Here is a 25,469-nt window from a genome sequence, read left to right on the forward strand (position 1 = left end):
CCTTGCCCAGGCAGGTTTTATTTCATCGACAAGACGCGCTGAATTGTTAACTTTGATGTCACCCTGGGACTCGCAACACTGCAAGGTGTATCGTATATCAATGAATTGATGCGGAGCGACCCAAGGCTTTGCTCACAGGCTCTCGAGAATTTCACTTCGGTTATAACCGGCATCAGCGTTATTTCATGGTTTCAGGGCACTATTATACAGCCGCTACAGCCTCAGTTCGTTTACTGTGCATATCGGAAACCACCTGAGTAATGACAGCTACAAATGGGATGATGAATAATGGCTAACATAGATGCGATTAAATTGCTTGGCAGCATACTCAACAGCGGTGTCTTGTCCCGCGGTTCCGGCTCCAACATTTTGGGTTCGGTTATCGGATCCATGATGGGAGGCGGCCAAACCTCGACTGGTGGTGGACTCGGCAATATCCTGGGCAGCGTTCTGGGTGGCGGAGGTGCTCAAACGGGAACAGGAGGTCTCGGAGACCTGCTGGGCGGTGGCAGCAGGACAGGATCCAGCCAGCCTGGCGGCGGTGATCTCACCGATCTGCTTGGCGGTCTGCTTGGCGGTGGCGCTGGAGGCGCGGGATTGGGAGGTTTACTGGGTGCCGCCATGTCCCAATTCGGCGGACAGCAGGGCGCCCAGCCTGTGACCCACTTCAAGTCCAGCGATCATCTGCCCCAGGGCATGGATTATCAGCAGGCAACGGATCAGGCGGCCCTGTTGATTCGCGCCATGATCAATGCCGCCAAGGCCGACGGCAAGGTCGACAAGGAAGAACAGCAGAAGATTCTCGGTAAGCTCGGTGAGGTTACCCAGGACGAGATCGAGTTCGTTCGCAATGAACTTGCACAGCCGTTGGATCTGGAGGGATTCGTTCGCTCCATACCGCAAGGGTTGGAGCAACAAGTCTACGCCATATCGCTGATGGCCATAGATCTGGACAGTCAAGCGGAAGCTCAATATCTGCACAGTCTTGCCCAGGCGACCCGAATCTCGCCTCAGGTCAGCAATCAAATCCACGAACAGTTTGGCGCACCATCCATCTACAGGACCTGAAAGCAATTTACTGTAGCAGGCGTACGCGAAAGATCGTACGGCTCTTATGGTTCAGGGTGCGGCAGAGCCGCCCCCCACCCCGATATTTGAATATGGATCAGTTCTTTGACTTATCCACGATCTTTTTAATCCAAGGCATCATGGCCCTTAGACGCTCACCCACCTGCTCGATGGGGTGAGCCTCATTGAGTCGGCGGTAGGCGGTCATCGATGGATAACCAAGGGCGCCCTCAGAAACGAATTGCTTGGCGTATTCGCCGCTTTGAATGTCGCGCAGAGCCTCCCGCATCGCTTTGCGGCTCTCATCGTTGATGACCTTGGGACCGGTCACATACTCACCATACTCTGCGTTATTGGAGATGGAGTAGTTCATGTTGGCGATACCGCCTTCGTACATCAGGTCCACAATAAGTTTCAGCTCATGCAGACATTCGAAATAGGCCATCTCGGGTGCGTAACCCGCTTCTGTAAGTGTTTCGAAACCGGCTTTCACCAGTTCCACGGCACCACCGCACAGCACAGCCTGTTCACCAAACAGATCGGTTTCTGTCTCATCCTTGAAGGTGGTTTCAATGATTCCGGTTCGACCGCCGCCGATGGCGGAGGCATAAGACAGGGCAGTATCCATGGCCGTGCCTGTGGCATCCTGATAGATAGCAACCAGATCGGGTATGCCGCCACCCTTTTGATATTCGCTACGTACGGTATGGCCGGGCGCCTTGGGCGCGATCATGATTACGTCAAGATCCTCACGCGGCACGATCTGGTTATAGTGGATCGCAAAACCATGGGCAAACGCGAGCGCCGCAGACTCCTTGATATTGGGCTCGATCTGCTCGCGATAGAGCCTGGCCTGGAACTCGTCAGGGGCCAGGATCATGACCACATCGGCGACCTGCACCGCCTCTTCGATCGACTTCACCGTCAGTCCTGCGTTCTGTGCCTTGATGGCCGAAGGAGAGCCCTCACGCAGACCGACGACGACGTTCACACCCGAGTCCTGCAGATTGTTGGCATGGGCATGCCCTTGAGAACCGTAACCAATGATGGAGACCGTCTTGCCCTTGATGATATTCAGGTCACAGTCTTTGTCGTAATAAACGTTGATAGCCATGTTGTTTCCTTCGGAAAATGTTGTGTTTTATATTCTGGTCTTACGCCGCAAATGAACGTTATACACGGTGCGGCAAGCCACACCCTACGCCTCATTCAACGGTAGGGTGCGGCTTGCCGCACCGCATCTGGAAAGTCGCAGATGACAAACTATCCTCAGAGCCCCAATCCCTTCGATCCGCGGCCGATGCCTGAGGGACCGGTGCGTACCACCTCGATGATCAGATCTTCGTCCACCGCCTCGATAAAGGCATTCAGTTTGCTCGCCGCACCCGTCAGCTCGACAGTGTAACTGGTGTCGGTGACATCGATGATTTTGCCGCGGAATATATCCACCAGGCGCTTGATCTCCTCACGCTGGGTACGTTCCGCCCGCAGCTTGATCATCATCATCTCGCGTTCGATATGGCTGCCTTCGGTGAGATCGACAAGCTTTACCGTGTCGATCAGCTTATTCAACTGCTTGGTGATCTGTTCAATGATCTCGTCACTGCCGCTGGTTACCAGGGTCATGCGGGAGAGGCTCAGATCCTCGGTGGGCGCCACCGTCAACGATTCGATGTTGTAGCCGCGTGCAGAGAACAGATTTGCCACCCGCGCCAGTGCGCCGGACTCATTCTCCAATAGAATAGATATGATATGTCTCATCAGACCAACTCGCTCCCGGGTGACAGATACATCTCATGATGCCCCTTGCCTGCCGCAATCATCGGATAGACATTCTCCGAGGGATCGACCACCACATCCAGGAAGACCAGCCGGTCCTTGAGAGAGAAGGCCTCTTTCATCGCTCCCTCCAGATCCTTCGTTTTATCAACGCGCATTCCCACGTGGCCGTAGGACTCGGTCAATTTGACAAAATCCGGTGTCACGCTCATGCCGGACTGGGAGTAGCGGCTCTCGTAGAAAAACTCCTGCCACTGCCGCACCATGCCCATATATCCGTTATTCAGCAAAATGATCTTTATCGGCAGTTCGTATTGAAGACAGGTCGCCAACTCCTGGATACACATCTGGATACTCGATTCGCCGGTGACCACCGCCACTTCAGCCTTCGGAAAGGCCATCTGAACCCCCATCGCCGCGGGCAGGCCGAAACCCATGGTGCCGAGCCCTCCCGAGTTGATCCAACGCCGCGGTTTGTCGAAACGGTAGAATTGCGCCGCGAACATCTGGTGCTGACCCACATCGGAAGTCACATAGGCGTCTCCCTTGGTGACCTTGTGCAGTATCTCGACCGCGTGCTGCGGCTTTATCAGCTCACTCTTCTGGTCATACTTCAGACAATCCATAGAGCGCCATTTTTCGATCTGCTCCCACCACTGTTTCAAGGCTTGCTTCCTGGGTTGCTCATCACCTTCGTCGACCACCTTCAGCATATCCCGAAGCACCTGCTTGACCGGACCCACGATGGGTACGTCGACACGGACGTTCTTGGAGATCGATGAAGGATCGATATCGATATGGATGATGGTCGCATCCGGGCAAAACTGTTTCACGTGACCGGTGACCCGGTCATCGAAACGGGCGCCGACAGCGATCAGCACGTCGGTCTCGTGCATTGCCATATTCGCTTCGTAGGTGCCATGCATGCCGAGCATACCGAGGAAGTTCCTGCCGCTACCCGGATAGGCGCCCAAACCCATCAGGGTCTGGGTGATCGGAAACCCCAGCTTGTCCACGAGGTCGGTCAGCGGTTTGGCGGCATCGTCCAACACCACCCCGCCACCGGTATAGAAGACCGGGCGCTCGGCCTCCATCATGATCTTGACCGCTTTCTTGATCTGCCCAAGGTGGCCTTTGACCACCGGATTGTAGGAGCGCATCTTGACCTTGTTGGGATATTTATAGGGAATCTTGATCCCAGGGTCCGTCACATCCTTGGGTATATCGACCACCACCGGCCCGGGACGACCGCTGGTGGCGATGTAGAAGGCCTTTTTGATGGTCTCTGCCAGATCTTCCAGCCGCTTGACCAGAAAGTTGTGCTTCACGCAGGGGCGTGTAATGCCAACCGTATCGACTTCCTGAAACGCATCACTGCCGATCACCGGCGTCGGAACCTGGCCGGTGAGAATTACCATCGGGATTGAGTCCATGAAGGCCGTGGCAATGCCTGTCACCGCATTGGTCGCCCCCGGACCGGAGGTCACCAGTACGACGCCCGGTTTGCCGGTGGCGCGCGCATAACCGTCGGCCGCGTGTCCCGCCGCCTGCTCGTGGCGCACCAGAATATGTTTCACATCCTTCTGTTTGAAAATAGCGTCGTAGATATGCAGTACAGCACCGCCCGGATAACCGAACACATGCTCCACACCCTCATCTTTCAAACATTGAACGATGATCTCGCCACCGCTGAGTTCCACCTTGAGGCCTCCAATTGCGCCGATTGTCTTTTCGGACACTAAACTTATAGAAACAGTGCAAAATACTAATACTACCTTTACAGGTCAAGCGGATATCCCCTCTCATTTTGTACTTTCAGCTTCTCTCATTACTTGCCATTCGGGCAACATGCTCCATAATGATCCTGATCAATGATGTATGACACAGGGATCCAATCCGTGAAACAGACACTTTTACTCGCGCTATTACTTCCATTCTTAACCGTGGCTTCCGCTGAAACCTATCGCTGGGTCAACGAAGAGGGAGTGGTGACCTACTCACAAACACCACCGCCGGATGTCAAAGCTGAAACCGTGAAGATAAGGACCACACCCGCGGGCAGTGGCGTCGATTCAAAAAAACAACTGGAAGAACTGCGGCAAAGACTGGCAGACAGCGCCGAAGACAGGGCGCTGAAAAAGGCGCAGAAGAAAGAGCAGGCTGAAATCAAAGCTGAAAACAGGAAAAACTGTAATATCGCTCGAAAGAATCTGGAGCAGCTCACGGCCTTGGGAAACCGTCTGTACAAGACAGAGGACGGCTATGTCCGCCTGACCGAGGAGAATCGCCAAAAGAAGATGCAGCAGGCGAGGGAACAGATCAAAGAGCACTGCAAAAGGTAGCCGCAGATGCCGCTGCTCAAGATCACCACAAATCAGCCTCTCGACCAGGACAGGCTGGAGCCATTGCTCAAGCATGCCTCTGAGTCAGTGGCAGCCATCCTTGGTAAACCCGAGCGGTATGTCATGGTCAGCATCGAACACAACCCTCAGATGCTGTTTGCGGGCAGCCGTGACGCGCTAGCCTATCTGGAGCTGAAAAGCATCGGCCTTCCAGATGATCAGACACGACAGATATCCAACGCCTTATGTCAACTGATGGAGCGGCAACTGGCCATATCTCCTGACAGGATTTACATAGAGTTCAGCGCCGCTGAACGCCATCAATGGGGTTGGAACTCCTCGACCTTTTAATCCAGCCGAATTGGGTGATAAAGCCCGACAATAGCTTATCTGTTTGATTTTTATCAATAGAGACAATCATTTACTCTTTTCATGCTTTTGCGAAGCATCAATGACCGATACGGCCGCCCTTCACTGTAGTACTTCATGGACGGCATCCACAACCTTGTCTCCACAGGTTGTAGCGCCTGTCTTACCGGCTGTATGTCAGGTACCGGCAATCCTCTGTCAACTTCACTCATAGTGGCAGATTCCCGTCCCTGGCGGCACCGCATACTGCCGGTATCTATCGACCGACATGGCACAGAGCCATAACTGCACCCTATCACGTCGTAAGCTCACCCCGGCACTGCACTGCACTGATATTGTGCGCCCCGCTGACGCGCTCATTGGGAATTATCAATGTCATCCGGTACGAGGCTCAGTACCCTGATTTTGAATAGGGATTTCATGCTCAAATCTAGCAACCCCGAACCTCTCCGGTTTGGGGCGGCTAGTGTGCTTAAACAAGACCGGACATTGCCGTTTATGTGTCACGGTCATAAACCGTCAATGCGGAAATGAAGATGCATAAACAAGCCAAGCTGGTTATCAACCCCAGAATACTGGCCTGTCTTACGGCCTTTCTACTGGGAATTTCAAACCAAACCCTAGCCGACACCAAGCACACTGCCGCCACGGAACATGACGATATAGATATGAACTTCCGCGTCATCACGGATACCAAACCGAGTATCCGCGATGATGGCGAGTCAACAGCCGATCACAGTAAATTCGAAGTCCTTGAAGGCCCCTTTGAGCACGGCCCGGAAGTCACCAGGGCCTGTCTATCCTGTCACACCGAGGCGGGTCGCCACTTCATGAAGTCGGTACACTGGACCTGGGAATATGTTAATCCCGAGACTGGCCAGATACTGGGCAAGAAACATCTGATCAACACCTTCTGCACCAATGCCCGCGGCAACGAGGGGATGTGCGCCCAGTGCCACGCCGGATATGGCTGGAAGGACCAACACTATGATTTCTCCAATCAGGACAACATTGACTGCCTGGTCTGCCACGACCGTACCGGCACCTATTACAAGACACCGAATAGTATGGGCAACAAGGCGTGTTCGGTGATGTTCGAGGGCAAACAGCCGATCCAGTGGGCAAAGGTGGCGCAGAGTGTCGGCAAACCGGGGCGTGAGAACTGTGGCTCCTGCCATTTTTACGGTGGTGGCGGCGATGGCGTAAAGCACGGCGACCTGGACTCCTCGCTGAAATCACCCAACAGGCAGCTCGATGTGCACATGGACGCCGGGGGCCTCAATTTCGCCTGCACAACCTGCCATGTAACCAAGCAGCATCTGTGGGCAGGTAGCCACTATAACGTCATGGCACACGACACTGAGGGGCTGGGACTGCCGGGTGAGCGTCGCGACGTGGCTACCTGCGAGTCGTGCCACGGCGACACACCCCATAAGAAGACCGAACTGGTAGGTATCAAGCTCAATGGCCATGTGGACAAGATCGCCTGTCAGACATGCCATATACCCACCATCGCACGCGGCGGCGTCGCCACAATGGTCGACTGGGATTGGCGCACGGCCGGTAGGACCAAGGACGGCGAGGGCTTCAAGGAGAAGAACTACACCCAGGGCAATGGTGATCATCGCGCCACTTATAAATCGATCAAGGGTAATTTCGAGTACGATGAGAATCTGATACCGCACTATGGCTGGTTCGACGGTCAGATGCGTTATACCACCATCGACACCAGATTCGACCCATCCACGGGTCCGGTGGAGATCAACGGTTTCAAAGGCTCTCAGGACGATGGCACCTCCCGCATCTGGCCCTTCAAGCGTATGCATACGGTGCAACCCTACGACAAGGGCAATAACACCATGGTCTACATGCACCTGTGGGGGGACGATGATGACGCCTACTGGGGCAACTACGATTTTGCCCGCGCCATCAGGGTCGGCATGGCAAACAACAATATCCCCTACAGCGGTAAGTACGACTTTGTCGAGACCTACTCCTACTGGCCCATCACCCACATGGTAGCACCCGGCGAGGATGCCCTCGGCTGTGCCGAATGCCATAGCCGCGACGGTCGTCTCGACGATCTCAAGGGATTCTACATACCGGGCCGTGACAGTTTCCGCTGGCTCGACATCCTAGGCTACTTCGCAATGGGCGGCGCGTTGGTGGGTGTACTTTTCCACGGCCTGTTGCGCAAACTCATAGGCAAGAAAAACCGGCAGAGGAGCGCATCATGAGCAGCAATACCAGCAGTGTAACGAACGCCTCCATCAAGCGGCGGGGCGAGAAACACTATGTCATGCTCTACACCCGCTACGAGCGCTTTTGGCACTGGTCCCAGGCGTTGCTGATCTTCACACTGTTCTACACCGGGCTGGGGCTGCATGGACTGCACGATTGGCTCGATTTCAGCACTGCGGTGGTCGTCCACAGCTATGCCGCACTGGCGCTAATTCTGTTATGGATCTTCACCACTTTCTGGAACTTCACCACCGGCCAATGGCGCCAGTATCTCTTCAAGGAGGGGGTGATGAAAGTGATCCGCTTCTACGCCTACGGCATCCTGGTGGGCGAGCCCCATCCCTACAAGAAAGGGCTGCAGCGTAAGCAGAATGCACTCCAGTCGCTGGCTTACATGAGCTTCATGTTACTGATCGGTCCCACCCTTTGGGCCTCCGGTATCATCTATCTGCTCTACGATTTGTGGAGCGGCTACAGCTGGTCGGGCCTGGGGCTGACTCTGATCGCCTTCGCACACACCGCGGCGGCTTACCTCATGGGCACTTTCGTGATCATCCATGTCTACATGACCACCACCGGCAAGACACCGACCCACTACATCAAGACCATGATCACCGGTTACGACAACATCGAGCTGACCGAGGCTGAAGTTGCATATATCGAAGAGACCCACGCAGTCTCGATGAAGGACTGAAATAGACGGCATAACTCGTATCGACCCTCTCCGACCGTGACCCGCCACCCGAAGCGGGATAGAATCACGCCTTTTCACTACCAGGCCGAGCCAGACCCATGCGTACTTCAAACTTTCCTCTACACACCGTCAAGGAGACACCCGCCGATGCCGAGACCGCAAGCCATAGGTTGATGTTGCGTGCCGGTTTGATCCGCAAGTTGGCAGCCGGTCTCTACACCTGGCTTCCCCTGGGCCTGAGGGTGCTGCGCAAGGTGGAGAGCATCGTACGCGAGGAGATGGACCGGGCCGGCGCCCTGGAAGTGCTGATGCCGACAGTACAGCCCGCCGAACTTTGGCAGGAATCGGGCCGCTGGGAGCAGTACGGCCCTGAGCTGTTGCGCCTGCACGACCGCCACCAGCGGGAGTTTTGCTACGGCCCCACCCACGAGGAGATCATCACAGAGCTGGCGCGAAACGAGCTGCGCAGTTACAAACAACTGCCGGTCAACTTCTACCAGATCCAGACCAAGTTCCGGGATGAGATACGCCCCCGCTTCGGCGTCATGCGTGCCCGCGAGTTTCTCATGAAGGATGCCTACTCCTTCCACCTGAACCAGGATTCCCTGCAGCAGACCTACGAGGTGATGCACCAAACCTACTCCCGCATCTTCAGCCGTTGCGGCCTCGATTTCCGTCCGGTGGCTGCTGATACCGGCAGTATCGGCGGCAGCGGCTCTCATGAGTTCCACGTGCTGGCCGAATCGGGCGAGGACGCCATCGCTTTCTCCACCATCAGCGACTACGCCGCCAACGTGGAGCTGGCCGAGGCGGTTGCACCGGCGGGGGAGCGTCCGAAACCCGGCATGGAGATGACCCTAGTCGACACCCCGGGCGCCAAGACCATCCAGGAGCTGGTGGCACAGTTCGACCAGCCTATTGAGAAGACAGTGAAGACCCTGGTGGTAAAAGCATCGGAGGAGATGAATGCCGAACTGGTGGCCCTGCTGGTGCGTGGCGACCACGATCTGAACGAGATCAAGGCGGACAAGCTGGCCCAGGTGGCCTCCCCACTGCAGTTTGCCGAGGAGGCGGAGATCCGCGCCGCCATCGGTGCCGGCCCCGGCTCCCTCGGTCCGGTCAAGCTGCCGATCCCCTATATCGTCGACCGCACGGTGGCCAAGATGGCCGACTTCAGCGCCGGCGCCAATCAGGACGGCAAACACTACTTCGGTATCAACTGGGACCGCGACCTGCCGGAGCCGACGGAGATCGCCGATCTTCGCAATGTGCGGGAGGGCGATCCCAGCCCCGACGGTCAGGGCGTACTCACTATCGCCCGTGGCATCGAGGTGGGTCACATCTTCCAGCTCGGTAAAAAGTACAGCGACGCAATGAATGCCACCGTTCTCGACGAGAATGGCAAGGCGGTGGTAATGACCATGGGCTGCTACGGCATCGGCGTCACCCGTGTGGTGGCCGCCGCTATCGAACAGCACCACGACGACAAGGGTATCGCATGGCCTACCGCCCTGGCCCCCTTCCAGGTCGCCCTCTGCCCCATGAAGATGGACAAATCCCAGCGGGTGCGGGAGACAGTGGAGATGCTGTACGCCGATCTGCAGGCCGCCGGAATCCAGGTGCTGCTCGACGACCGCAGTGTGCGCCCCGGTTTCATGTTCGCGGACATGGAGTTGATCGGCATCCCCCACCGCATCGTGGTAGGCGAAAAGTCTCTCGACGGGGGCAAGGTGGAGTACCGGGGACGCAAGGAGAATGAGAACAGTTATATTCCCCTCGAGGAGATTGTCGGGTTCATCCTTGATCGATGAGGTATAAATCAACCCACGAATGGAAACCGATCACCACAAGCAAACAACAAAAGCCAATGTACGAGAAAATAATTGTTTAGCGTGCGGTTTGTAGATCAATGGGATTAGCACTTAACTTCGGTTAGATTTTTGGATCCTTTGATACGCGTTGTCAGCTATCCATTGAAGGTTTTTCATAATAGACAGAGACTCACTGATCCTGAACATGGGATTTCATTTGCGTTCATTGGCAGTGATCGGCGTCCATTAGCGCTTTTGTGGAGCAATAACTATAGGACTGCCGCAAAGAACAGGGACGGGGATTTGACAGCTTACCGTTGAAGCGGGGAAACTATGCCGCTTTTATACCCCACCGGGCTATTTCACAGAGAGGCAGAACCAAGATGACCAGACAAAACGCTTACAACCGCGATGAGCTGTTGAGTTGCGGCCATGGTGATATGTTTGGTCCGGGCAATGCTCAGCTGCCGACACCCAATATGTTGATGATGGACCGTATCATCAAAATCACGGATGACGGCGGGGAATTCAACAAGGGGGAGATTCTGGCCGAACTCGATATTCAACCCGATCTGTGGTTCTTCGATTGCCATTTTCCCGGTGATCCGGTGATGCCGGGCTGCCTCGGACTCGATGCCATGTGGCAGATGGTGGGCTTCTTTCTCGCCTGGATCGGTAATCCGGGACACGGTCGGGCTCTCGGTGTCGGTGAAGTGAAGTTTACCGGCCAGGTGTTGCCCACTGCCAAGCAGGTTACCTACCACATCAACATCAAGCGGGTGATAGCCCGTAAGCTGGTTTTGGGTGTGGCCGATGGGGTGATGAAGGTCGATGGCCGTGAGATCTATTCCGCGAAGGACCTGCGTGTCGGTCTCTTCACCTCTACCGACAATTTCTGATCCCTCCGGCCGATGGCCATGTTGCAGGGATTGACCGGTCTGTTCCTTATCCCATTGCTAGCCTGGTTGATCAGCGAAAACAGGCGGGCTTTCGACTGGCGTGTGCCGGTTGCCGGGCTTACCCTACAACTGATACTCGCACTGCTGTTGTTGAAACTCTCCCTGTTCCAGGCACTGTTTATCCAACTTAATCAGGTATTGCTGGCACTGCAGCAGGCGACGGAAGCGGGTACCGGCTTCGTGTTCGGTTATCTTGGTGGCGCCGAATCCCCTTTTCTGGCGAGCGATGGCGGTAGCAGCTTTGTTCTCGCCTTTCGCGCCCTCCCGCTGGTGTTGGTGATCAGCGCCCTCTCAGCCCTGCTCTTTTACTGGCGGATACTACCGCTGGTGGTGAGATTTTTCTCATGGCTGCTGCAAAAGAGCCTGGGTATCAGCGGCGCCCTGGGCCTGGGCGCGGCAGCCAATGTGTTTGTCGGTATGGTGGAATCGCCCCTGTTGATCCGCCCCTACCTGAGCAAACTCACACGCAGCGAACTCTTCAGCCTGATGACCCTCGGTATGGCAACCATCGCCGGCACCGTGCTGGTACTCTACGCCAGCCTCCTCGAGGGCGTAATCGACAATCCCATCGGGCATCTGCTGACCGCCTCGCTGATCTCCGCACCCGCTGCCGTCATGATCTCCCGGCTGATGGTGCCCGAAACCCAGCCCGGCACGGCTGGCGAGCTGCTCGATTTACAGCCGGTCAACAGCGGCATGGAGGCGATCGCCAATGGAACCATCGAGGGATTGAAACTGCTGGCCAACATTGTCGCTTTGCTGATTGTCTTGGTCGCTCTGGTCAGCCTTCTCAACCAGATGCTTGACTTGCTGCCGGATATCACAGGGGAACCACTGAGCCTGCAACGCCTCCTGGGGTGGCTGATGGCCCCGCTGGCATGGGTTATGGGCATCCCCTGGTCAGAGGCGATCACCGCCGGTTCACTGCTGGGTACCAAGACGGTCCTCAATGAGCTCTTGGCCTATATTGATCTTATCCGCTTACCAGCGGACGCCTTGGATGAGCGCAGCCGCCTGATTCTCACCTACGCGCTTTGCGGATTCGCCAATTTCGGCAGCTTGGGTATCATGCTCGGAGGACTGGGGTCGATGGTACCGGAACGTCGCAGCGAGATTGTTGCTTTGGGCATGAAGTCAATTGTCGCCGGCACACTGGCTACCCTGCTCACCGGTACCGTGGTCGGTCTGATATGGTGAATGAAAGAAGTGCTGATTCTTCAGGACATGTGCAAGCTTGCAACAACCGAGTGAAATAACCCGGAACTAATTTGATGAAAAGCCTTTGGAATGACGTCAAAGCAACAGCCTGCGAGAGTGAACTGGATCTACGCGTCTACAGCTCCCGCCTGCTCGGTGCAGATCCATCGCTGGTGTTGCATGGAGGCGGCAACACATCGGTAAAAATCAGCGAACCAAACCTGTTCGGTGAGGAGCAGGAGATCCTCTACGTCAAGGGCAGTGGCTGGGATCTGGCAACAATCGAACGTGAAGGTTTCACCCCCGTACGCATGGACCATCTGCTGCGACTGGCCCAGCTAGAGTCACTCAGTGACAGCGAAATGGTAAACCAGCTGAAAACCCAGCAAACCCTGGCCGCTGCGCCAACGGCGTCGGTAGAGGCGATCCTGCATGCGGTTCTCCCCTTTAAATATGTGGATCATACCCATGCAGATGCCATCGTAACACTGACAAACACGCCGCAAGGAGAGCGGATCATTCGCGAACTCTACGGTGACCGGGTGGTGGTCATTCCCTATGTGATGCCGGGTTTTGATCTGGCGAAATCTGTGGCGACACTGTTTCCGTGCAATGCCCATCAGGACACCATCGGCATGGTGTTGATGAACCATGGATTGTTTACCTTTGGCGATACTGCACAACTGAGCTATGAACGCATGATTCAGCTGGTTGACGAAGCCGAGCACCATATACGGCAATCCGGGGCCTGGGAACTCCCTCAACAATGCACAGAACATGAAATCAAGCCTCAGCTGCTGGCCGACCTGCGCAAGGAGATCTCCGATGTTGCAGGCTTTCCGATTATCCTGCAGAGTCATCGGGAGGGTGCCGAGCTTGCATTTTGCCAGCGCCAGGACCTTGCAAAGATCTCCCAGCGTGGACCGGCCACACCCGACCATGTCATCCGCACCAAACAGCTGCCCATGCTGGGCCGGGATGTCATCGAATACGTCGCGGACTATCAACGCTACTTTGAACATCACGCCCCTTCCTCCAGGACCCCTGTGGAGATGCTGGACCCGGCCCCCAGAGTCATACTCGATCCGGAACTCGGCATGCTCTGTGTCGGCAAAAACAGCCGTGATGCAGGCATCGTGGCCGACATCTACCAGCACACCATGGCAATCATCCAGCGGGCCGAGCTGCTGGGCGGCTGGCAGGCCCTGCAGACTCAGACCATCTTCGATGTGGAGTACTGGGAACTCGAGCAGGCAAAACTGCATAGAAACAGCCAGCCTCACCCTTTCCAGGGGGAGGTGGCGTTAATCACCGGTGCCGCCTCGGGAATCGGCAGGGCCTGCGTCGATTCGATGCTGCAACGTGGCGCCGCAGTCGTCGGATTGGATAAAACACCGGATATCGTCGATCAACACACTCATGCGGACTTCCTTGGCCTGCACTGTGATATCAGCGACATCGACAGCGTAAAAGTGGCGCTGGAACAGGCAGTATTGCATTTTGGGGGCATCGATATGCTGGTTCTGAACGCCGGTATCTTCCCAGGTGGCTGCCCTGTATCGGAACTGGAGGATGACCAGTGGCGTCAGGTCATGGGCATCAATCTGGATGCAAACCTGAGTCTGCTGCGGGCGTGCCATCCCTATCTGAAACGTGCGCCCCACGGTGGCAGGATCGTCGTCATCGGATCGAAAAATGTACCCGCACCGGGCCAGGGAGCAGCCGCCTATTCCGCATCCAAGGCCGCGCTGACACAGTTGGCCAGGGTGGTTGCACTGGAGTGGGCGAGTGATGCCATTCGCATCAATACACTCCATCCCGATGCCGTTTTCGACACCGGCATCTGGACCGAAGAGGTCCTGGCCGCCAGGGCAAGTCACTATGGAATCAGCATCGCCGACTATAAAAAACGCAATCTGATGAAGTGTGAAATCAGCAGTAAAGATGTGGCGGAACTGGCATCGGAGCTTTGTGATCAGCGATTCAGCAAGACTACTGGCGCACAGATACCGGTGGATGGCGGCAATGACCGGGTGATTTAGGCGCCTGCTATCGCGTGCCGGCACCAGGTATGGAGCCTCGACCGCCGGAGAGACAAAGAGGGAGTATCAGCAGTCAGCCGACAGCCAGCTGGGCAGGTTCCGATACCAGATTCACGCCATGCAACTGGCAGGTGCGAATCGATTCCCAAAGCAGGTTTACCGCCTGTGGGCGAGGAAAGCTTTTCCGCCAGGCCAGTCCAATACGGCGCTGAGGCGATTTCACCGCCAAATGCCTGGTGGTAAGCAGGTCCCAGCGTAGATATTCGGTTCCAAGCGCCGTATCGGGTAGTACAGTGATGCCGATTCCGCTGGCCACCATATAGCGAATCGTTTCCAATGAGCCCCCCTCCAGATTCTCCTGCTGGTTGGCATCACCGTTGCCTTTATTCACACAGCCCGGACAGATCTGCTTGACCTGCTCGCGAAAACAGTGGCCTTCACCGAGCAGGAGAACATTCTCCTCCTGAAGCTGCTGTATGGTGATTGTTTCAAACTCGGTCAGCGGATGCTTCATGGGTAACAGTACGGAAAAGGATTCATCATAGAGCGGTCGGGTAACAATCCCTGGTTCGTCATAGGGGAATGAGATAAGGATCACATCCAAATCCCCCTGCTTCAACTGTTCCGTCAGTACGGCAGTGTAGTTTTCCCGGATCACCAGGGGCATATCGCTCGCCAGTTGTTTAAGTTGCGGTACCAGATGAGGAAACAGATAGGGCCCTACCGTGTAGATGGCTCCCACCCGCAGAGGACCCACCAGCTGGTCCACACTCTGGCTGGCGAGTTGGCGTATCATGCCGGCCTCCTCCAACACCCGCTGAGCCTGGGTCACGATGCGTTCACCCGCCGCAGTCAGACTCACCTCCCCCTGACCACGTTCAAAAAGCCCGACACCCAGCTCCTCCTCCAGTTTTTTCACTGCCACACTGAGGGTCGGCTGGCTCACATAACAGGCCTCTGCAGCATGTCCAAAGTGGCGTTTCTGCGCCACTGCCACGATGTATCGGAGTTCGTTAAGTGTCATAACCTATAGTGTAGCCGCTAAGATAGAAAAAACTAATTGGCTTAAAAAATGTTAACGCCTCAACAGAAATCGAAGGAGAATATGGAATAATCCCTAAGCATAGGTCAAAGAAGTAAAAATTTGGATTTTGCTTTAGTAAAACCTGTTCTAATATTATGGCAATATGACAAGGGTCCTGATGGGGCGCGGAGAAATAAATTGCTCGTCAGACTAAAAAACAGAAAAGCGAACCGTTCTATGGGTAGCAGTCCTGACAATCAGCCGCCAAATTTCAAGCAGTTCCCTGCAGAGAGCCTCAACCTGCTGCAATTGACGGACAGCCACCTCTATGCCGACCCATCCCGCAGCCTTTTGGGTATCAACACTTTGGAGACCTTTGACCAGGTGCTAGCCCAGGCACTGCAGGAAACCGGCAACCCGGATTTCATTCTGGCCACGGGCGATCTGGTGCACGATGCCTCCGACACAGGCTACAAACGGCTACTGGGCAGATTACAACTGACTGAAATCCCTACATACTGCCTGCCGGGTAACCATGATATACCGGGCAAGATGAAACAGATCCTGAATCAGGACAATGTGCACTGTATACCGAGCGTGCAGACGAAAGGCTGGTCTCTGATTTTCCTCGATTCGACCATAGCCAAAAGTGACGGCGGCCGTATCGACGAAAGTCAATTGGAACTACTCAGAGTATTGTTGCGTGCCCATCCCGACAAACACACCATGATCTGCATGCATCACCATCCCGTTCCTGTCGGCAGTCGCTGGATGGATACCATGGTGCTGGAAAACCCGGACGCCTTCTTCAAATTGATCGATGCCAATCCGCAGGTCCAGGCGGTTCTCTGCGGACATATCCATCAGGCATTCGACACCGAATACCGAGGTGTACGCTTGATGGGTTCACCCTCGACCTGTGTGCAGTTCATTCCCAGGGTCGACGATTTCGCCATCGACGCCATTCCGCCAGGCTACAGATGGTTGAGCCTGCAACCCGACGGTACTATCCGGACGGGTCTCAACTCACTGCCGAAAATCCCATCGGGACTCGATCTCGCTTCCATGGGATATTGATCAGCGGCCAGCGAAATTATAAACAGTTCAGTCCAAGACAACTTCTACGGATGTTGTTACCCGCATGCTGTTCTTGCCGTGCTCGATTCGCAGCGCAAGAATCTCTACACCAAACTCCAGGACAACACGGCGTAGCGTCGCCCCATAGTCCGGGTCGATCTCGTCGGCAGGCTTAAAGCAGTCACCCTCAGGGCGATTCAGCGCGTAGACCATGACCCCCCTGTATCCTTGCCGACAGGCCTCGGCAAGCTGCGCCAGGTGTTTACGACCTCGTAATGTCACTGCATCGGGGAAACTCAATGCGGTTCCCTGCCACAGGGTCACGTTCTTGACCTCCACCCAGGCGTTGGCGCGGTCACCCTCGGTAAGGTAGAGATCGAACCTCGATTTCTCATCCTTATGCCTGAATACGACTTCTCGACGTACGGAACGGTAACCGCACAGATCATCCACCCTGCCCTCCCTGATCGCCTCCTCGATGACCGGATTGGTGCGACCGGTATGTACACCAATCCAGCCTTGCCCCATATCCACTCTCTCCAGTGTCCACGCCAGCTTCCGTTTTGGGTTGTCGCTGTGACTGATCTGCACCGACGCACCGGGTTGCCAGCAACCGAGCATGCTGCCGGTATTCGGGCAGTGTGCGGTCACAACCTTGCCATCAGGCAATTCTATATCCGCGAGAAACCGCTTATAGCGCCTGAGGATTCTTCCATTTGTAAGCGGTGGTAGTTGCATAGTGATCGTGTATTATTTCATTATTACGATTTTATGGCAGTTGATGAGGTATATGCTTCTTCCAATCCACACCTATATTACATAACTAAAATTCGTAGTTTCAGAACTAACGAATCAAACGACCCATGCAGCGAGGGAGCTGAAAATGAAATCAAAGATATGGCTGTTAATCAGCGGCACATTATTGATCTCCACCCATCTTCAGGCAGACGATTCCGACTATAGCAACAGGCAATTTAACGTGAACCCGGGAAATATGATGGGCGGCATGTTCAACCCGATGCGTAATTTCTTTGGCGGTTCAAACCGATATTCTGATGACTACTACAACTACAGGCATGCCCCACCCCCGGGCTATCACCCGGGCTACGGCTATCCCGGTGCGGCTTACGGTTATCCGCCCATATACCCGGGCTATCAGCCACAACCGCACGCCGGCAGCCAACCTACAAACACTCCAGCGCGGCAAACCCCGACAGCTGCAGTCGATGCGAAGCCCCCTCAAGCTCCACCCGTCTCCGGCTATGGATCCACAGTTTCGGATCAACCTGTCTATGGCGAGGGATTCCGTTTCCGCCCCTTGAACAGCGGTGAGCAGGCAACGGACAAAACGATCCCGGCAACCACAACGGGTAGTACAGAGATACCCACAAAGGTAACTCCGCAATCCCCTGCACCCTTAGGCTATCCAACTGCTCGGCAACCGGCCGGTCAGACCGCTGGCACTCTGGGCGCGCAAACCATGCAACAGAGTTATAAACCAAGCCTGGAGGCGCAATACGGCACACAGGAGAGTCAAATGAAATTCAGGCCCCTGGATAAACCGGGATTTTCGGAATAGCCTTCCCGGGCCAGTTAACAGGCCCTAAGCTCACCACGACTCAGGCGATGGTGAAGCTTTGGTAATCACGATAATCGATTGCCTCGCAGGAGACACCGGTCACTCTGGCATCCGCCGGACCTTTGCTTAGCCAGGACTGTAGGGCCTCGATCGCCTCCACGCTACCGCATGCCACAACCTCCACACGACCGTCGTGGAGATTTTTGGCATAGCCTTTGATGCCCAATTGCCGGGCTTCATGCCGAGTTGTCGCCCGGTAGAAGACGCCTTGCACCCGTCCCGCCACATGACAGCGGACACAGATCTTCACAGTACCATTGTCAGCCCTTTCACTCATCGCTCAGCCTCACAACCGCCTTCTCACCGGCACGAATCACCCTATCTGAGGCAGGGGAAAACACTACCTCCAGCAGATACTTTGAACCATTGGCATCCCGCCCTATCGGATGCATACCCAGCCTGTGGATCTTGCCTTCCAACCATTGCCCTTGCACGCCTACCTGTACGCCCATACCCTGCTTCAATCCATTCACTGTCTGCTCATCGATCTCGGCAAGCGCCTTCATTCGGCTGTTGTCGAACAGTATCATCAAAGGCATGGCCGAATAACGATTGATTACCGCTTGACCGGGTTGCACGTGAATGGACTCTACAATGCCGTTAAAAGGCGCGGTTATACGACTGTACTCCCGTTGCAAGCGGATCTTGACCAATTTGGCTTCCGCTTCGCGATAGGCAGCATCTGAACTGGCCGCGGCAATTTCGGCCTGCTTCCGCTCATGATCCGACAGCAGGGTTCGATCGTATAGTTCCAATGCCCGATCCAACTCTCGTTTTGCCTCTTCATTCTGCTGAGATGTTGCTTCAAGGCGTGATTCCGCTGCGGCGAGCCTTGATTGATACCTTCGCTGATCGAGCTCCAGAAGCACCTCCCCACGCTTCACGGAGGCTCCCACGTCCACATTAACACGACCCACCATACCGCTGACCAGGGTAGTCAGTTCTGTCCTGTTATTCCAGTCGGTGACCGCCTCCAGGTCCTGTGCCATCAACTGGCTGCTGAATAACAGACATATCAATATGATTCCGGCCGCCAAATAAGCCGTGTTCAGGACTTCAAGCATACCCTTCATCATCCTAATCCCCCCATTCACTCACTCTTATTTTCAGGCGACGTCAAAAGATCGCCTGTAAGCGCTTTGATACGGGCATGGGTCAAATGGATCTGATAATCATTTCTTGCCCGCTGCAGTTGTATATCGGCAATCTGGGACATGGAATCACCCAAATCCGCCGCCATATCCAGTTCATACAGTGTGCGGCTACGATCCAGGTAGAGATCACGAAAATCTTCTGTCACCTGCAATCCCTGGCGCTCAACCTTCAACCTCTGCAACTCCATCCAGAAGTCCAAGAGTTGTTGCCGCAAAACGAGTTCATAAGCTGCCAGTTCGGCCTGTTTCCTATCTGCACGCGCCCGCTGCTCCGCAATATCCGATGCAACCCGATCACCTTGATAGAGCGGTAGTTCGATCACCAGGGCCGCTGTCAAAGGATTGCGTCCCCCCAACCTACGCTGGTATGCGGCGGCCTCCAATTCTGCACGCAATACCGGGTTGTCTTCTGCCTCACTGGCCTGGAGCTGTTTCTTCGCCGCCCGCAGCTCGGCCTGCAGGGCCCTGATTTTCGGATTCTCCCGCAACGCCTTCTCAACCAGTATCTCGATTTCCGGCAGCTCCCCCAATGAGCCAAACTGCGGAGACTCCAATTCGGCCGGCAGATCCAGCGGCCGATTCAAGCTGATTGCCAACTGCGAGCGAGTGATGCGTTGCCTGTTCTGACTTGCCGTCATCTTGCGCAGCGACTGCTGGTAGGTGGACTCGAGCTCCAACATGTCGACATCGGATACCTTTCCCAACTCATTTTTCGTACGCGCCCGGTCGAAGCGTATGTAGTCGATGGCGAGTGTTTCGTTATCTCTGGCAAACTCGAGGTCAGCCAGCAGGACATCGAAAAATCTTGCCATGACATCCAGTCTACGTTGCTGTCTGACCTGGAGTAATTGCCATTGCCGGGATGTCAGTCCAGCCTCGGCCGCCTCTTGCGCATGACTGGTACGACCGAAATCATAGAGCAGTTTGCTCAGATTGAGTCGGGCCAAGCTGTCGTTTCTGGAATCGTCTGCTGCAATGTCAGACGGATCGATGACTCGCAACTCCGCAGTCAATGCGAGATGGGCATCGTCATCTGCGGCAACCTGTTCAGCGAAAGCCCGGGCTTGTGCAAGATCGGCTTCTATCAAGCTTCGTTCGGGATGTGCGTGATCGGCCAGTTCCAAGGCATATTGCAATGTCAGTGGTGAGGGTAGAGGCTCCAATGCATGGGCAAGATGGCCTAGCAACAAAGATGGTATAAGCAGCAGTGACTTTACCATTCGCATAGGTGGCGAAGGAATTTTCCCACTCATCAGCATGCAATAAAACATTACCTATCTAACTTTGCGCAGCGCTCTTCTCTTTTCACGCTTGTAACGCGAAAAATTGGTCGTCTTGTAGTGATCATTGACGACGAACTCTCCCAACCACAAAAACTCCTGGGCATCATTCGTAGCCCCGGTAAACCGGGCGATCATCTTCCCCTCCAGATCGAAAAATCCGAATACCGGTGTAGCCCTGACCCTGAATTGCTTGAATGCAAAGTCCTTCTCCTTCATGGTGTTGCCGCGAAAGTCAGCAATCTCAACATCCCCTTCGATGTCTACCGTATAGATGAGAAAATGTTGTTTGAAATAGTCCTGAACATCGACCTGATTGAGCACCCGGGTCTTCATCCGGTGGCAGAACGGGCACTCGTCCATCTCAAACATGATGAGCACCCCCTTTTTGCCCTCATCCCTCGCCACCTCCAGTTCGTCGCTGAAGTTACCTAACGACTGGTCGAAAAAATGGTCTCCCGGATCCCGTGTTGCGGCGGCAATATCAGCGAACGGAAGCAGCAGCAAGGCAATTGAAATGAGATACCGTGACATCTGTTTTCTCCTTACTCGCGCATGGTATCGATAAAACTCTCGATATCTTCCATGGTCAGTGGCCCCACCTGACGGGCGACCAGTTCACCTTTAGGACTGACCAGAAAGGAAGTGGGCAGACCCGGCACCCTTCCCAGTTCTGTCCGTGCCGCCGGCTCCGCCATGAGAATGGGATAGCTGAGAAACTGTTCATCGACGAAGGCCTTCAAGCGTGGCTTTTCGATACGTTCCATGGCTACACCCAGGACGACCGCATCCTTATCCTTATGATTATTATGAAAAACTTCCAGTTCAGGCAGCTCCTCACGGCAGGGAGGACACCAGGTCGCCCAATAATTCACCAATACCCATTTACCCCTGTAGTCAGAGAGGCGATAACTTTTACCATCCAATCCCTGCAATTCGAAATCCACCGTTTCCGCCGTTGCCGTGATCGATAAAAGCGATAACGCAAAGATACCCAGCGCACGCAGCAACAGACTCATCAGGGACATATTACTCTCCATATTTCTATCAATGACCGGCCTGCCAGGCTCAAATACATCACACAGGTTCCGGTAATTTTCTCTGACCTGCATTCTCAGGGTAAATTCCAGGAAGTGCAATTCATGAAAACCACAATATTATGGAATCCATCGTAGAACCCCCTCATTTGACCGGCATTCCGGATCTCATCTCATTGAATGCCCTTTTGTATCAAAACGTTTTTCCTATAATGCAACCTATGCAACTGTATTTATTGAATTAATTTAAAGCATCCCAACAACCTCCTACTCTCCTGAAGGCATGTTTGATCAAAAACACCAACAATTTAACCAGATGAGGACTATTCCGCGTCTCAACCGGGATGATATAGTGGGTGTCTGAGCAAGGGCTCGAAGGAACACTCATTCAGATCACCATGTTTGATTTTTTTTCCCACAGGAGCGCACCACCCTCCCAGGCACTTTTTTTTGTGCCTCAAAAGGATCCGTTTGAAAATCCCCTGGTGGAAACCGATCCCGCCTTGCTTCGCCAATGGGCCACGGCATTACCCTTTGCCAACCAAACACAGTTGGCGGAAACGGTGCTCACCAGTCTAAGCCGTCTCAACCGGTATCCGGGACAGGTCAAAAAGCGTGAGGAGTTGATGGCGGTCTACACAACGCCCTGCATAAGACTGGCCCATAGTCATGCGCAGCGTAAGTCGGAAACACCAGTTCATCTGATACGTCAGGTAATACTGGAGATGGCCTTTGGACATTGCCATATCGCTAATGAATGCGTCAGCAACAAGGCCAGCAGGAAAAACCTGCAACGCCTCAGCCATACGATCTACTATGCGATCAAGTATTTCGTCCAGGAGTACCTGCTTGCATGTGAGGATTTTGACTGCAGAAGCGGGAGAGTGTACCGGGATGTAACACGTTTGGTGACCTACGCTGAAGAGCAAAAGATCCAACACAATCAAATCGAAGACGCGGATCAGGAACAACCGGAATATGCCACCATATCCCATCAGTACAATCGTTTTCTCCTGTTGTTACTGCTCGATCCCTGCCATCTGCAGGAGAGTGAGCCGCGGTTGTGTTTCGAGTATCTCAACACGCTGGCTGGAAATGCTCTTATCTCGGCCCCTACCCAAGAGACGGAAACCACTGGACACTATGTCATCGACCGCTTGGGCGAGGTACCACCCTACCTTTTTCATCCTGAGTGTCTGAACAATCTGACACAACCCCGTTTTACCCTGTTCGATCTCACTCCTGTCAGTAAACAGCTGCACCAGAAACTCAGACAGATGGAAAGATCTGAACAGGGAAAACCGGATGCCCTGGTGAAATTGAGCATGCAGGAATCCACTAATCTGATGGCGCGAATGCTGAAGTCCTGGCACATCCGCCTGAAACGCGACAGTGAGCGTCACTCCACCACCGGACAGGTTATGATATGGATTGGCATTGACGCTATATACGCTTATCTCACAGGAAAAAGCGTGTCGTCGCAGACTGATGATGAAGAGATCGATATGACTCAACTCAGCGGCATTCAACGTGGAGAAGAGTCAGATTCCACACATCAATTCACGGCGATACGCACAAATCAAAGCCGTTCCGGTGTGGCGCTCAAGATCTCAAAAAGCAGCGTCAATATGCCCCTTGTCGGAGAGTTGGTGTTGTTTTCCACTCACCAGCAAAGACATGAGAATGAGTGGAAAATCGGCATTATAAAGCGTGCATTGAACTGTAACGAGAATCTGTTGGAAATAGGGATACAGTTTATTCTCGGAAAGATCGAACCTATTACCTTGCGCCGGACAAATCAACAACAAACATCGCAACCGTCAAAGGATCGAGCGGCCATCTTTATCGATCAGGGCCATACTCACCGCAGCTCTCTTATCGTGCCGAAAAAATTCTTCATCATCGGCCATGAATACCGTGTTGAAGAGATGATCCCGGCACCCAGCGTAACACCTTTACAACTGCTTGAGACGACATCAAGATTCGAAAGATACCGAATCAAGAACGCCTGATTCCAGGGCCTGTTAAAAACCAATCCAATCGGTGCAGTTGCATCAATCGGTAATGGCAACGTCAAACGGCCCAAATACATCGTTGCCGACTTTATACTTTATTTTCCAATTGCCAATGGGCAGGTTGACATTCTGCTGGGAACTGATGTGACCGCCAGTTGAAGATGTCAATTGTCTGGGCGATGCCCTGTTCCATGCAGAGGGTTCACTATCACCCTCGATCCATATCTTGGTCTCGATCTCAAGGTTCGGCCATAGATCATTCATCATCACCAGAAACATGCTGTTGCCGGATTTATCGATACTATTGGTCACATCGATTGTAGGCGCTGTTGATTTGCCCAATATTCTATGAAGTAGATCAGATTGGTATCACCGTAGATGTTCATCCACATCGGATATTCAAATCCTGACAAAAAGGCCGGGTCAACGACGTAACCATCTCCTTCCGAGTCCACTTTCAGCACAGACCTCCATAACAGTTCAAAGTTAGTGAAGTCTCCCAGAACTCTGATCCTGCCAAGTTCGGGAACTGCCGCCCTGATCGTTGCATCTCTCTGAAAAGCATTCCAGACACGACTCATGATAAAGTAATGGCCCAGTGATGTAGGATGAAAACGATCATGAGAAAGCAGACCCAATCTCGCCACTTGAAAATAGCTAGTATCGATTGAGACATCCGCCAACGCCTGACACTCAGCATCCAAGGCTCGCCAGTTATTGAGCCTACCCTGCATCTCGGGTGAAATTATCTTCTCGACTTCGGCACGCTCGGAGGTATATAGGTTCTCTTCACCCGGCATTCCCGAGGTCTGATGCAGAAACGGCACACAATATTTTTTCTTTATGTTCTCCACCGCAACCTGACGATGCTTTTCCTCATCATAGGGCACCAACCTGGAATAGAGAATCAATGCTCGTGGATTGTTATCCCTGAAAAACCCGTACAACGCCCTGGCATCTGCAATCATCTCAGTCTGCGATCGATTTCCGAAGGAAAGTATGGCGTCATTTATCCCCAATTCTAATATGATCACGTCAGGATCGCTTTCACTCGTCAGCTCGGCCCGGGTCTCTCCGGTTAAAGCATCGGGTTGCGTCATCGCCAGATGATGGGTCAGGGCGCCTGTCCCGGAATGAAAGACATTAACCTTAAGACCTTCGGATTTAAATGCGTCATCAATGAGGTCCACCCATGTCTGTCGCCACGGAAATACTGTCTCACTGGCCCCTAAGACGGCAAATTTAACGGTCTCAGTTAAGGCAAGTGAATTCTTTATAGTTGCCACATCATCGCTCAACTGTTGAGCGATCATGGTTAATTTATCCAGTGAGTGCTCGATCTCCTCGGGTGCGTAACTACCCAGACTTTGAAGATCCGTCAGCTGCAACAGATCGACCACACGCTTGATATGCAACGCCTCATCACTGAGTAAGGGGCCGTTTATACCTGTGTATCCGATCTCCCCGCCCGGATTGTGTTGCTGATTCGCGTTCAGATTAACCGTATAGTCAACGCCTTCCGTCAAAACTTCTTCATTACCCACTCTGGTAATTTTGGTTACCCTGAGTTGCCCGGAATTGAACAGTGCGATGGAAAACGGAAATGTTGTGGTAACGCCGTCGCCATAAAACGGACCTTCTTCGCTGACAATTGTGTGTACTGTCATGGGACATATCATCCATTGATTTGACATACGGACTGCATGCCTGCCAAAAGCTGCGGAATAGGCCGATCAATGCG

Annotated in this window: 25 protein-coding genes; 12 read left to right on the plus strand and 13 right to left on the minus strand. The window is 54.0% G+C overall.

The genetic code is table 11. The features are described from left to right. The first annotated feature begins 288 nt into the window (after positions 1 to 288). Positions 289 to 1,068 carry a tellurite resistance TerB family protein gene (locus CODIS_RS02780; RefSeq protein WP_235615110.1) on the plus strand — a complete coding sequence of 260 codons (780 nt, stop codon included), beginning with the start codon at positions 289 to 291 and terminating at the stop codon, positions 1,066 to 1,068. A gap of 97 nt (positions 1,069 to 1,165) precedes the next feature. On the opposite strand, the gene ilvC is transcribed toward CODIS_RS02780, so the two are convergent. From ilvC to CODIS_RS02795, 3 genes are all read right to left on the minus strand, one after another. Then, the gene (ilvC, locus tag CODIS_RS02785) at positions 1,166 to 2,176 is read right to left on the minus strand and encodes a ketol-acid reductoisomerase (RefSeq protein ID WP_069121441.1); all 1,011 of its coding nucleotides are present in this window, start codon (positions 2,174 to 2,176) and stop codon (positions 1,166 to 1,168) included. Between the two features lie 161 nt (positions 2,177 to 2,337). Continuing rightward, positions 2,338 to 2,829: an acetolactate synthase small subunit gene (gene ilvN / locus CODIS_RS02790; RefSeq protein WP_069121215.1), complete on the minus strand. Its 492-nt coding sequence runs from the start codon at positions 2,827 to 2,829 to the stop codon at positions 2,338 to 2,340. Next, the gene (locus CODIS_RS02795) at positions 2,829 to 4,547 is read right to left on the minus strand and encodes an acetolactate synthase 3 large subunit (protein ID WP_069121216.1); all 1,719 of its coding nucleotides are present in this window, start codon (positions 4,545 to 4,547) and stop codon (positions 2,829 to 2,831) included. The genes ilvN and CODIS_RS02795 overlap by 1 nt, the downstream gene beginning before the upstream one ends. Positions 4,548 to 4,745: 198 nt before the next feature. Between CODIS_RS02795 and CODIS_RS02800 the strand changes: the two genes are divergently transcribed. Together CODIS_RS02800 and CODIS_RS02805 are read left to right on the plus strand one after the other, a co-directional pair. Then, a complete protein-coding gene (locus tag CODIS_RS02800; RefSeq protein WP_162420107.1) occupies positions 4,746 to 5,189 on the plus strand; it encodes a DUF4124 domain-containing protein in 444 nt (147 codons plus the stop codon). Positions 5,190 to 5,195: 6 nt separating this feature from the next. Beyond that, entirely contained in the window at positions 5,196 to 5,540 is a 345-nt protein-coding gene (locus tag CODIS_RS02805; protein ID WP_069121218.1) for a phenylpyruvate tautomerase MIF-related protein, read from the plus strand. A gap of 53 nt (positions 5,541 to 5,593) precedes the next feature. On the opposite strand, the gene CODIS_RS20810 is transcribed toward CODIS_RS02805, so the two are convergent. Continuing rightward, positions 5,594 to 5,770, minus strand: coding sequence for a hypothetical protein (locus tag CODIS_RS20810; protein WP_154722991.1), 177 nt, complete (start codon positions 5,768 to 5,770; stop codon positions 5,594 to 5,596). A 456-nt stretch (positions 5,771 to 6,226) separates the two neighbouring features. Here CODIS_RS20810 and CODIS_RS02810 point away from each other — a divergent pair, with 456 nt between their 5' ends. From CODIS_RS02810 to CODIS_RS02835, 6 genes are all read left to right on the plus strand, one after another. Beyond that, positions 6,227 to 7,795: a tetrathionate reductase family octaheme c-type cytochrome gene (locus CODIS_RS02810; protein WP_083220535.1), complete on the plus strand. Its 1,569-nt coding sequence runs from the start codon at positions 6,227 to 6,229 to the stop codon at positions 7,793 to 7,795. Next, positions 7,792 to 8,493 (plus strand): cytochrome b/b6 domain-containing protein, encoded by a 702-nt coding sequence (locus tag CODIS_RS02815; RefSeq protein WP_069121220.1) that lies wholly within the window; start codon positions 7,792 to 7,794, stop codon positions 8,491 to 8,493. Before CODIS_RS02810 ends, CODIS_RS02815 begins: the two co-directional genes overlap by 4 nt. Before the next feature lie 98 nt (positions 8,494 to 8,591). Then, positions 8,592 to 10,304 (plus strand): proline--tRNA ligase, encoded by a 1,713-nt coding sequence (locus CODIS_RS02820; RefSeq protein WP_069121221.1) that lies wholly within the window; start codon positions 8,592 to 8,594, stop codon positions 10,302 to 10,304. Positions 10,305 to 10,687: 383 nt separating this feature from the next. Further along, the gene (fabA, locus tag CODIS_RS02825; RefSeq protein ID WP_069121222.1) at positions 10,688 to 11,203 is read left to right on the plus strand and encodes a 3-hydroxyacyl-[acyl-carrier-protein] dehydratase FabA; all 516 of its coding nucleotides are present in this window, start codon (positions 10,688 to 10,690) and stop codon (positions 11,201 to 11,203) included. A 12-nt stretch (positions 11,204 to 11,215) separates the two neighbouring features. Then, positions 11,216 to 12,460, plus strand: coding sequence for a NupC/NupG family nucleoside CNT transporter (locus tag CODIS_RS02830; RefSeq protein WP_069121223.1), 1,245 nt, complete (start codon positions 11,216 to 11,218; stop codon positions 12,458 to 12,460). Between the two features lie 74 nt (positions 12,461 to 12,534). Beyond that, positions 12,535 to 14,502, plus strand: a complete 1,968-nt coding sequence (locus tag CODIS_RS02835) for a bifunctional aldolase/short-chain dehydrogenase (RefSeq protein ID WP_069121224.1) — start codon at positions 12,535 to 12,537, stop codon at positions 14,500 to 14,502. 73 nt (positions 14,503 to 14,575) lie between these two features. Here the strand turns inward: CODIS_RS02835 and CODIS_RS02840 are convergent, their stop codons facing one another. After that, complete coding sequence (locus CODIS_RS02840; RefSeq protein ID WP_069121225.1) at positions 14,576 to 15,526, minus strand: hydrogen peroxide-inducible genes activator; 951 nt, start codon at positions 15,524 to 15,526, stop codon at positions 14,576 to 14,578. A gap of 237 nt (positions 15,527 to 15,763) precedes the next feature. On the opposite strand from CODIS_RS02840, the gene cpdA reads away from it, so the two are divergent. Continuing rightward, the gene (cpdA, locus tag CODIS_RS02845) at positions 15,764 to 16,603 is read left to right on the plus strand and encodes a 3',5'-cyclic-AMP phosphodiesterase (protein ID WP_069121226.1); all 840 of its coding nucleotides are present in this window, start codon (positions 15,764 to 15,766) and stop codon (positions 16,601 to 16,603) included. 27 nt (positions 16,604 to 16,630) lie between these two features. On the opposite strand, the gene sfsA is transcribed toward cpdA, so the two are convergent. Further along, positions 16,631 to 17,341: a DNA/RNA nuclease SfsA gene (gene sfsA, locus CODIS_RS02850; protein WP_069121227.1), complete on the minus strand. Its 711-nt coding sequence runs from the start codon at positions 17,339 to 17,341 to the stop codon at positions 16,631 to 16,633. 145 nt (positions 17,342 to 17,486) lie between these two features. Between sfsA and CODIS_RS02855 the strand changes: the two genes are divergently transcribed. After that, the gene (locus tag CODIS_RS02855; RefSeq protein ID WP_069121228.1) at positions 17,487 to 18,182 is read left to right on the plus strand and encodes a hypothetical protein; all 696 of its coding nucleotides are present in this window, start codon (positions 17,487 to 17,489) and stop codon (positions 18,180 to 18,182) included. A 40-nt stretch (positions 18,183 to 18,222) separates the two neighbouring features. On the opposite strand, the gene CODIS_RS02860 is transcribed toward CODIS_RS02855, so the two are convergent. From CODIS_RS02860 to CODIS_RS02880, 5 genes are read right to left on the minus strand one after another with little or no spacing between them, the layout of a single operon-like run. Next, positions 18,223 to 18,519: an acylphosphatase gene (locus CODIS_RS02860; protein WP_069121229.1), complete on the minus strand. Its 297-nt coding sequence runs from the start codon at positions 18,517 to 18,519 to the stop codon at positions 18,223 to 18,225. Beyond that, the gene (locus CODIS_RS02865) at positions 18,512 to 19,306 is read right to left on the minus strand and encodes an efflux RND transporter periplasmic adaptor subunit (protein ID WP_162420109.1); all 795 of its coding nucleotides are present in this window, start codon (positions 19,304 to 19,306) and stop codon (positions 18,512 to 18,514) included. The genes CODIS_RS02860 and CODIS_RS02865 overlap by 8 nt, the downstream gene beginning before the upstream one ends. 26 nt (positions 19,307 to 19,332) lie before the next feature. After that, positions 19,333 to 20,649: a TolC family protein gene (locus CODIS_RS02870; RefSeq protein ID WP_069121443.1), complete on the minus strand. Its 1,317-nt coding sequence runs from the start codon at positions 20,647 to 20,649 to the stop codon at positions 19,333 to 19,335. Between the two features lie 21 nt (positions 20,650 to 20,670). Next, positions 20,671 to 21,210: a thioredoxin family protein gene (locus tag CODIS_RS02875; protein WP_069121231.1), complete on the minus strand. Its 540-nt coding sequence runs from the start codon at positions 21,208 to 21,210 to the stop codon at positions 20,671 to 20,673. A gap of 11 nt (positions 21,211 to 21,221) precedes the next feature. Then, entirely contained in the window at positions 21,222 to 21,704 is a 483-nt protein-coding gene (locus CODIS_RS02880) for a TlpA disulfide reductase family protein (RefSeq protein WP_069121447.1), read from the minus strand. Positions 21,705 to 22,069: 365 nt separating this feature from the next. Between CODIS_RS02880 and CODIS_RS02885 the strand changes: the two genes are divergently transcribed. Beyond that, the gene (locus CODIS_RS02885; protein WP_069121232.1) at positions 22,070 to 23,725 is read left to right on the plus strand and encodes a hypothetical protein; all 1,656 of its coding nucleotides are present in this window, start codon (positions 22,070 to 22,072) and stop codon (positions 23,723 to 23,725) included. A gap of 42 nt (positions 23,726 to 23,767) precedes the next feature. Here CODIS_RS02885 and CODIS_RS02890 read toward each other — a convergent pair whose 3' ends face one another. Continuing rightward, a complete protein-coding gene (locus CODIS_RS02890; protein WP_069121233.1) occupies positions 23,768 to 24,040 on the minus strand; it encodes a hypothetical protein in 273 nt (90 codons plus the stop codon). Beyond that, positions 24,037 to 25,395, minus strand: a complete 1,359-nt coding sequence (locus CODIS_RS02895; RefSeq protein WP_069121234.1) for an SGNH/GDSL hydrolase family protein — start codon at positions 25,393 to 25,395, stop codon at positions 24,037 to 24,039. The genes CODIS_RS02890 and CODIS_RS02895 overlap by 4 nt, the downstream gene beginning before the upstream one ends. Between the last annotated feature and the right edge of the window lie 74 nt (positions 25,396 to 25,469).

The organism is Candidatus Thiodiazotropha endolucinida, assembly GCF_001715975.1.
GTDB lineage: Bacteria > Pseudomonadota > Gammaproteobacteria > Chromatiales > Chromatiaceae > Thiodiazotropha > Thiodiazotropha endolucinida.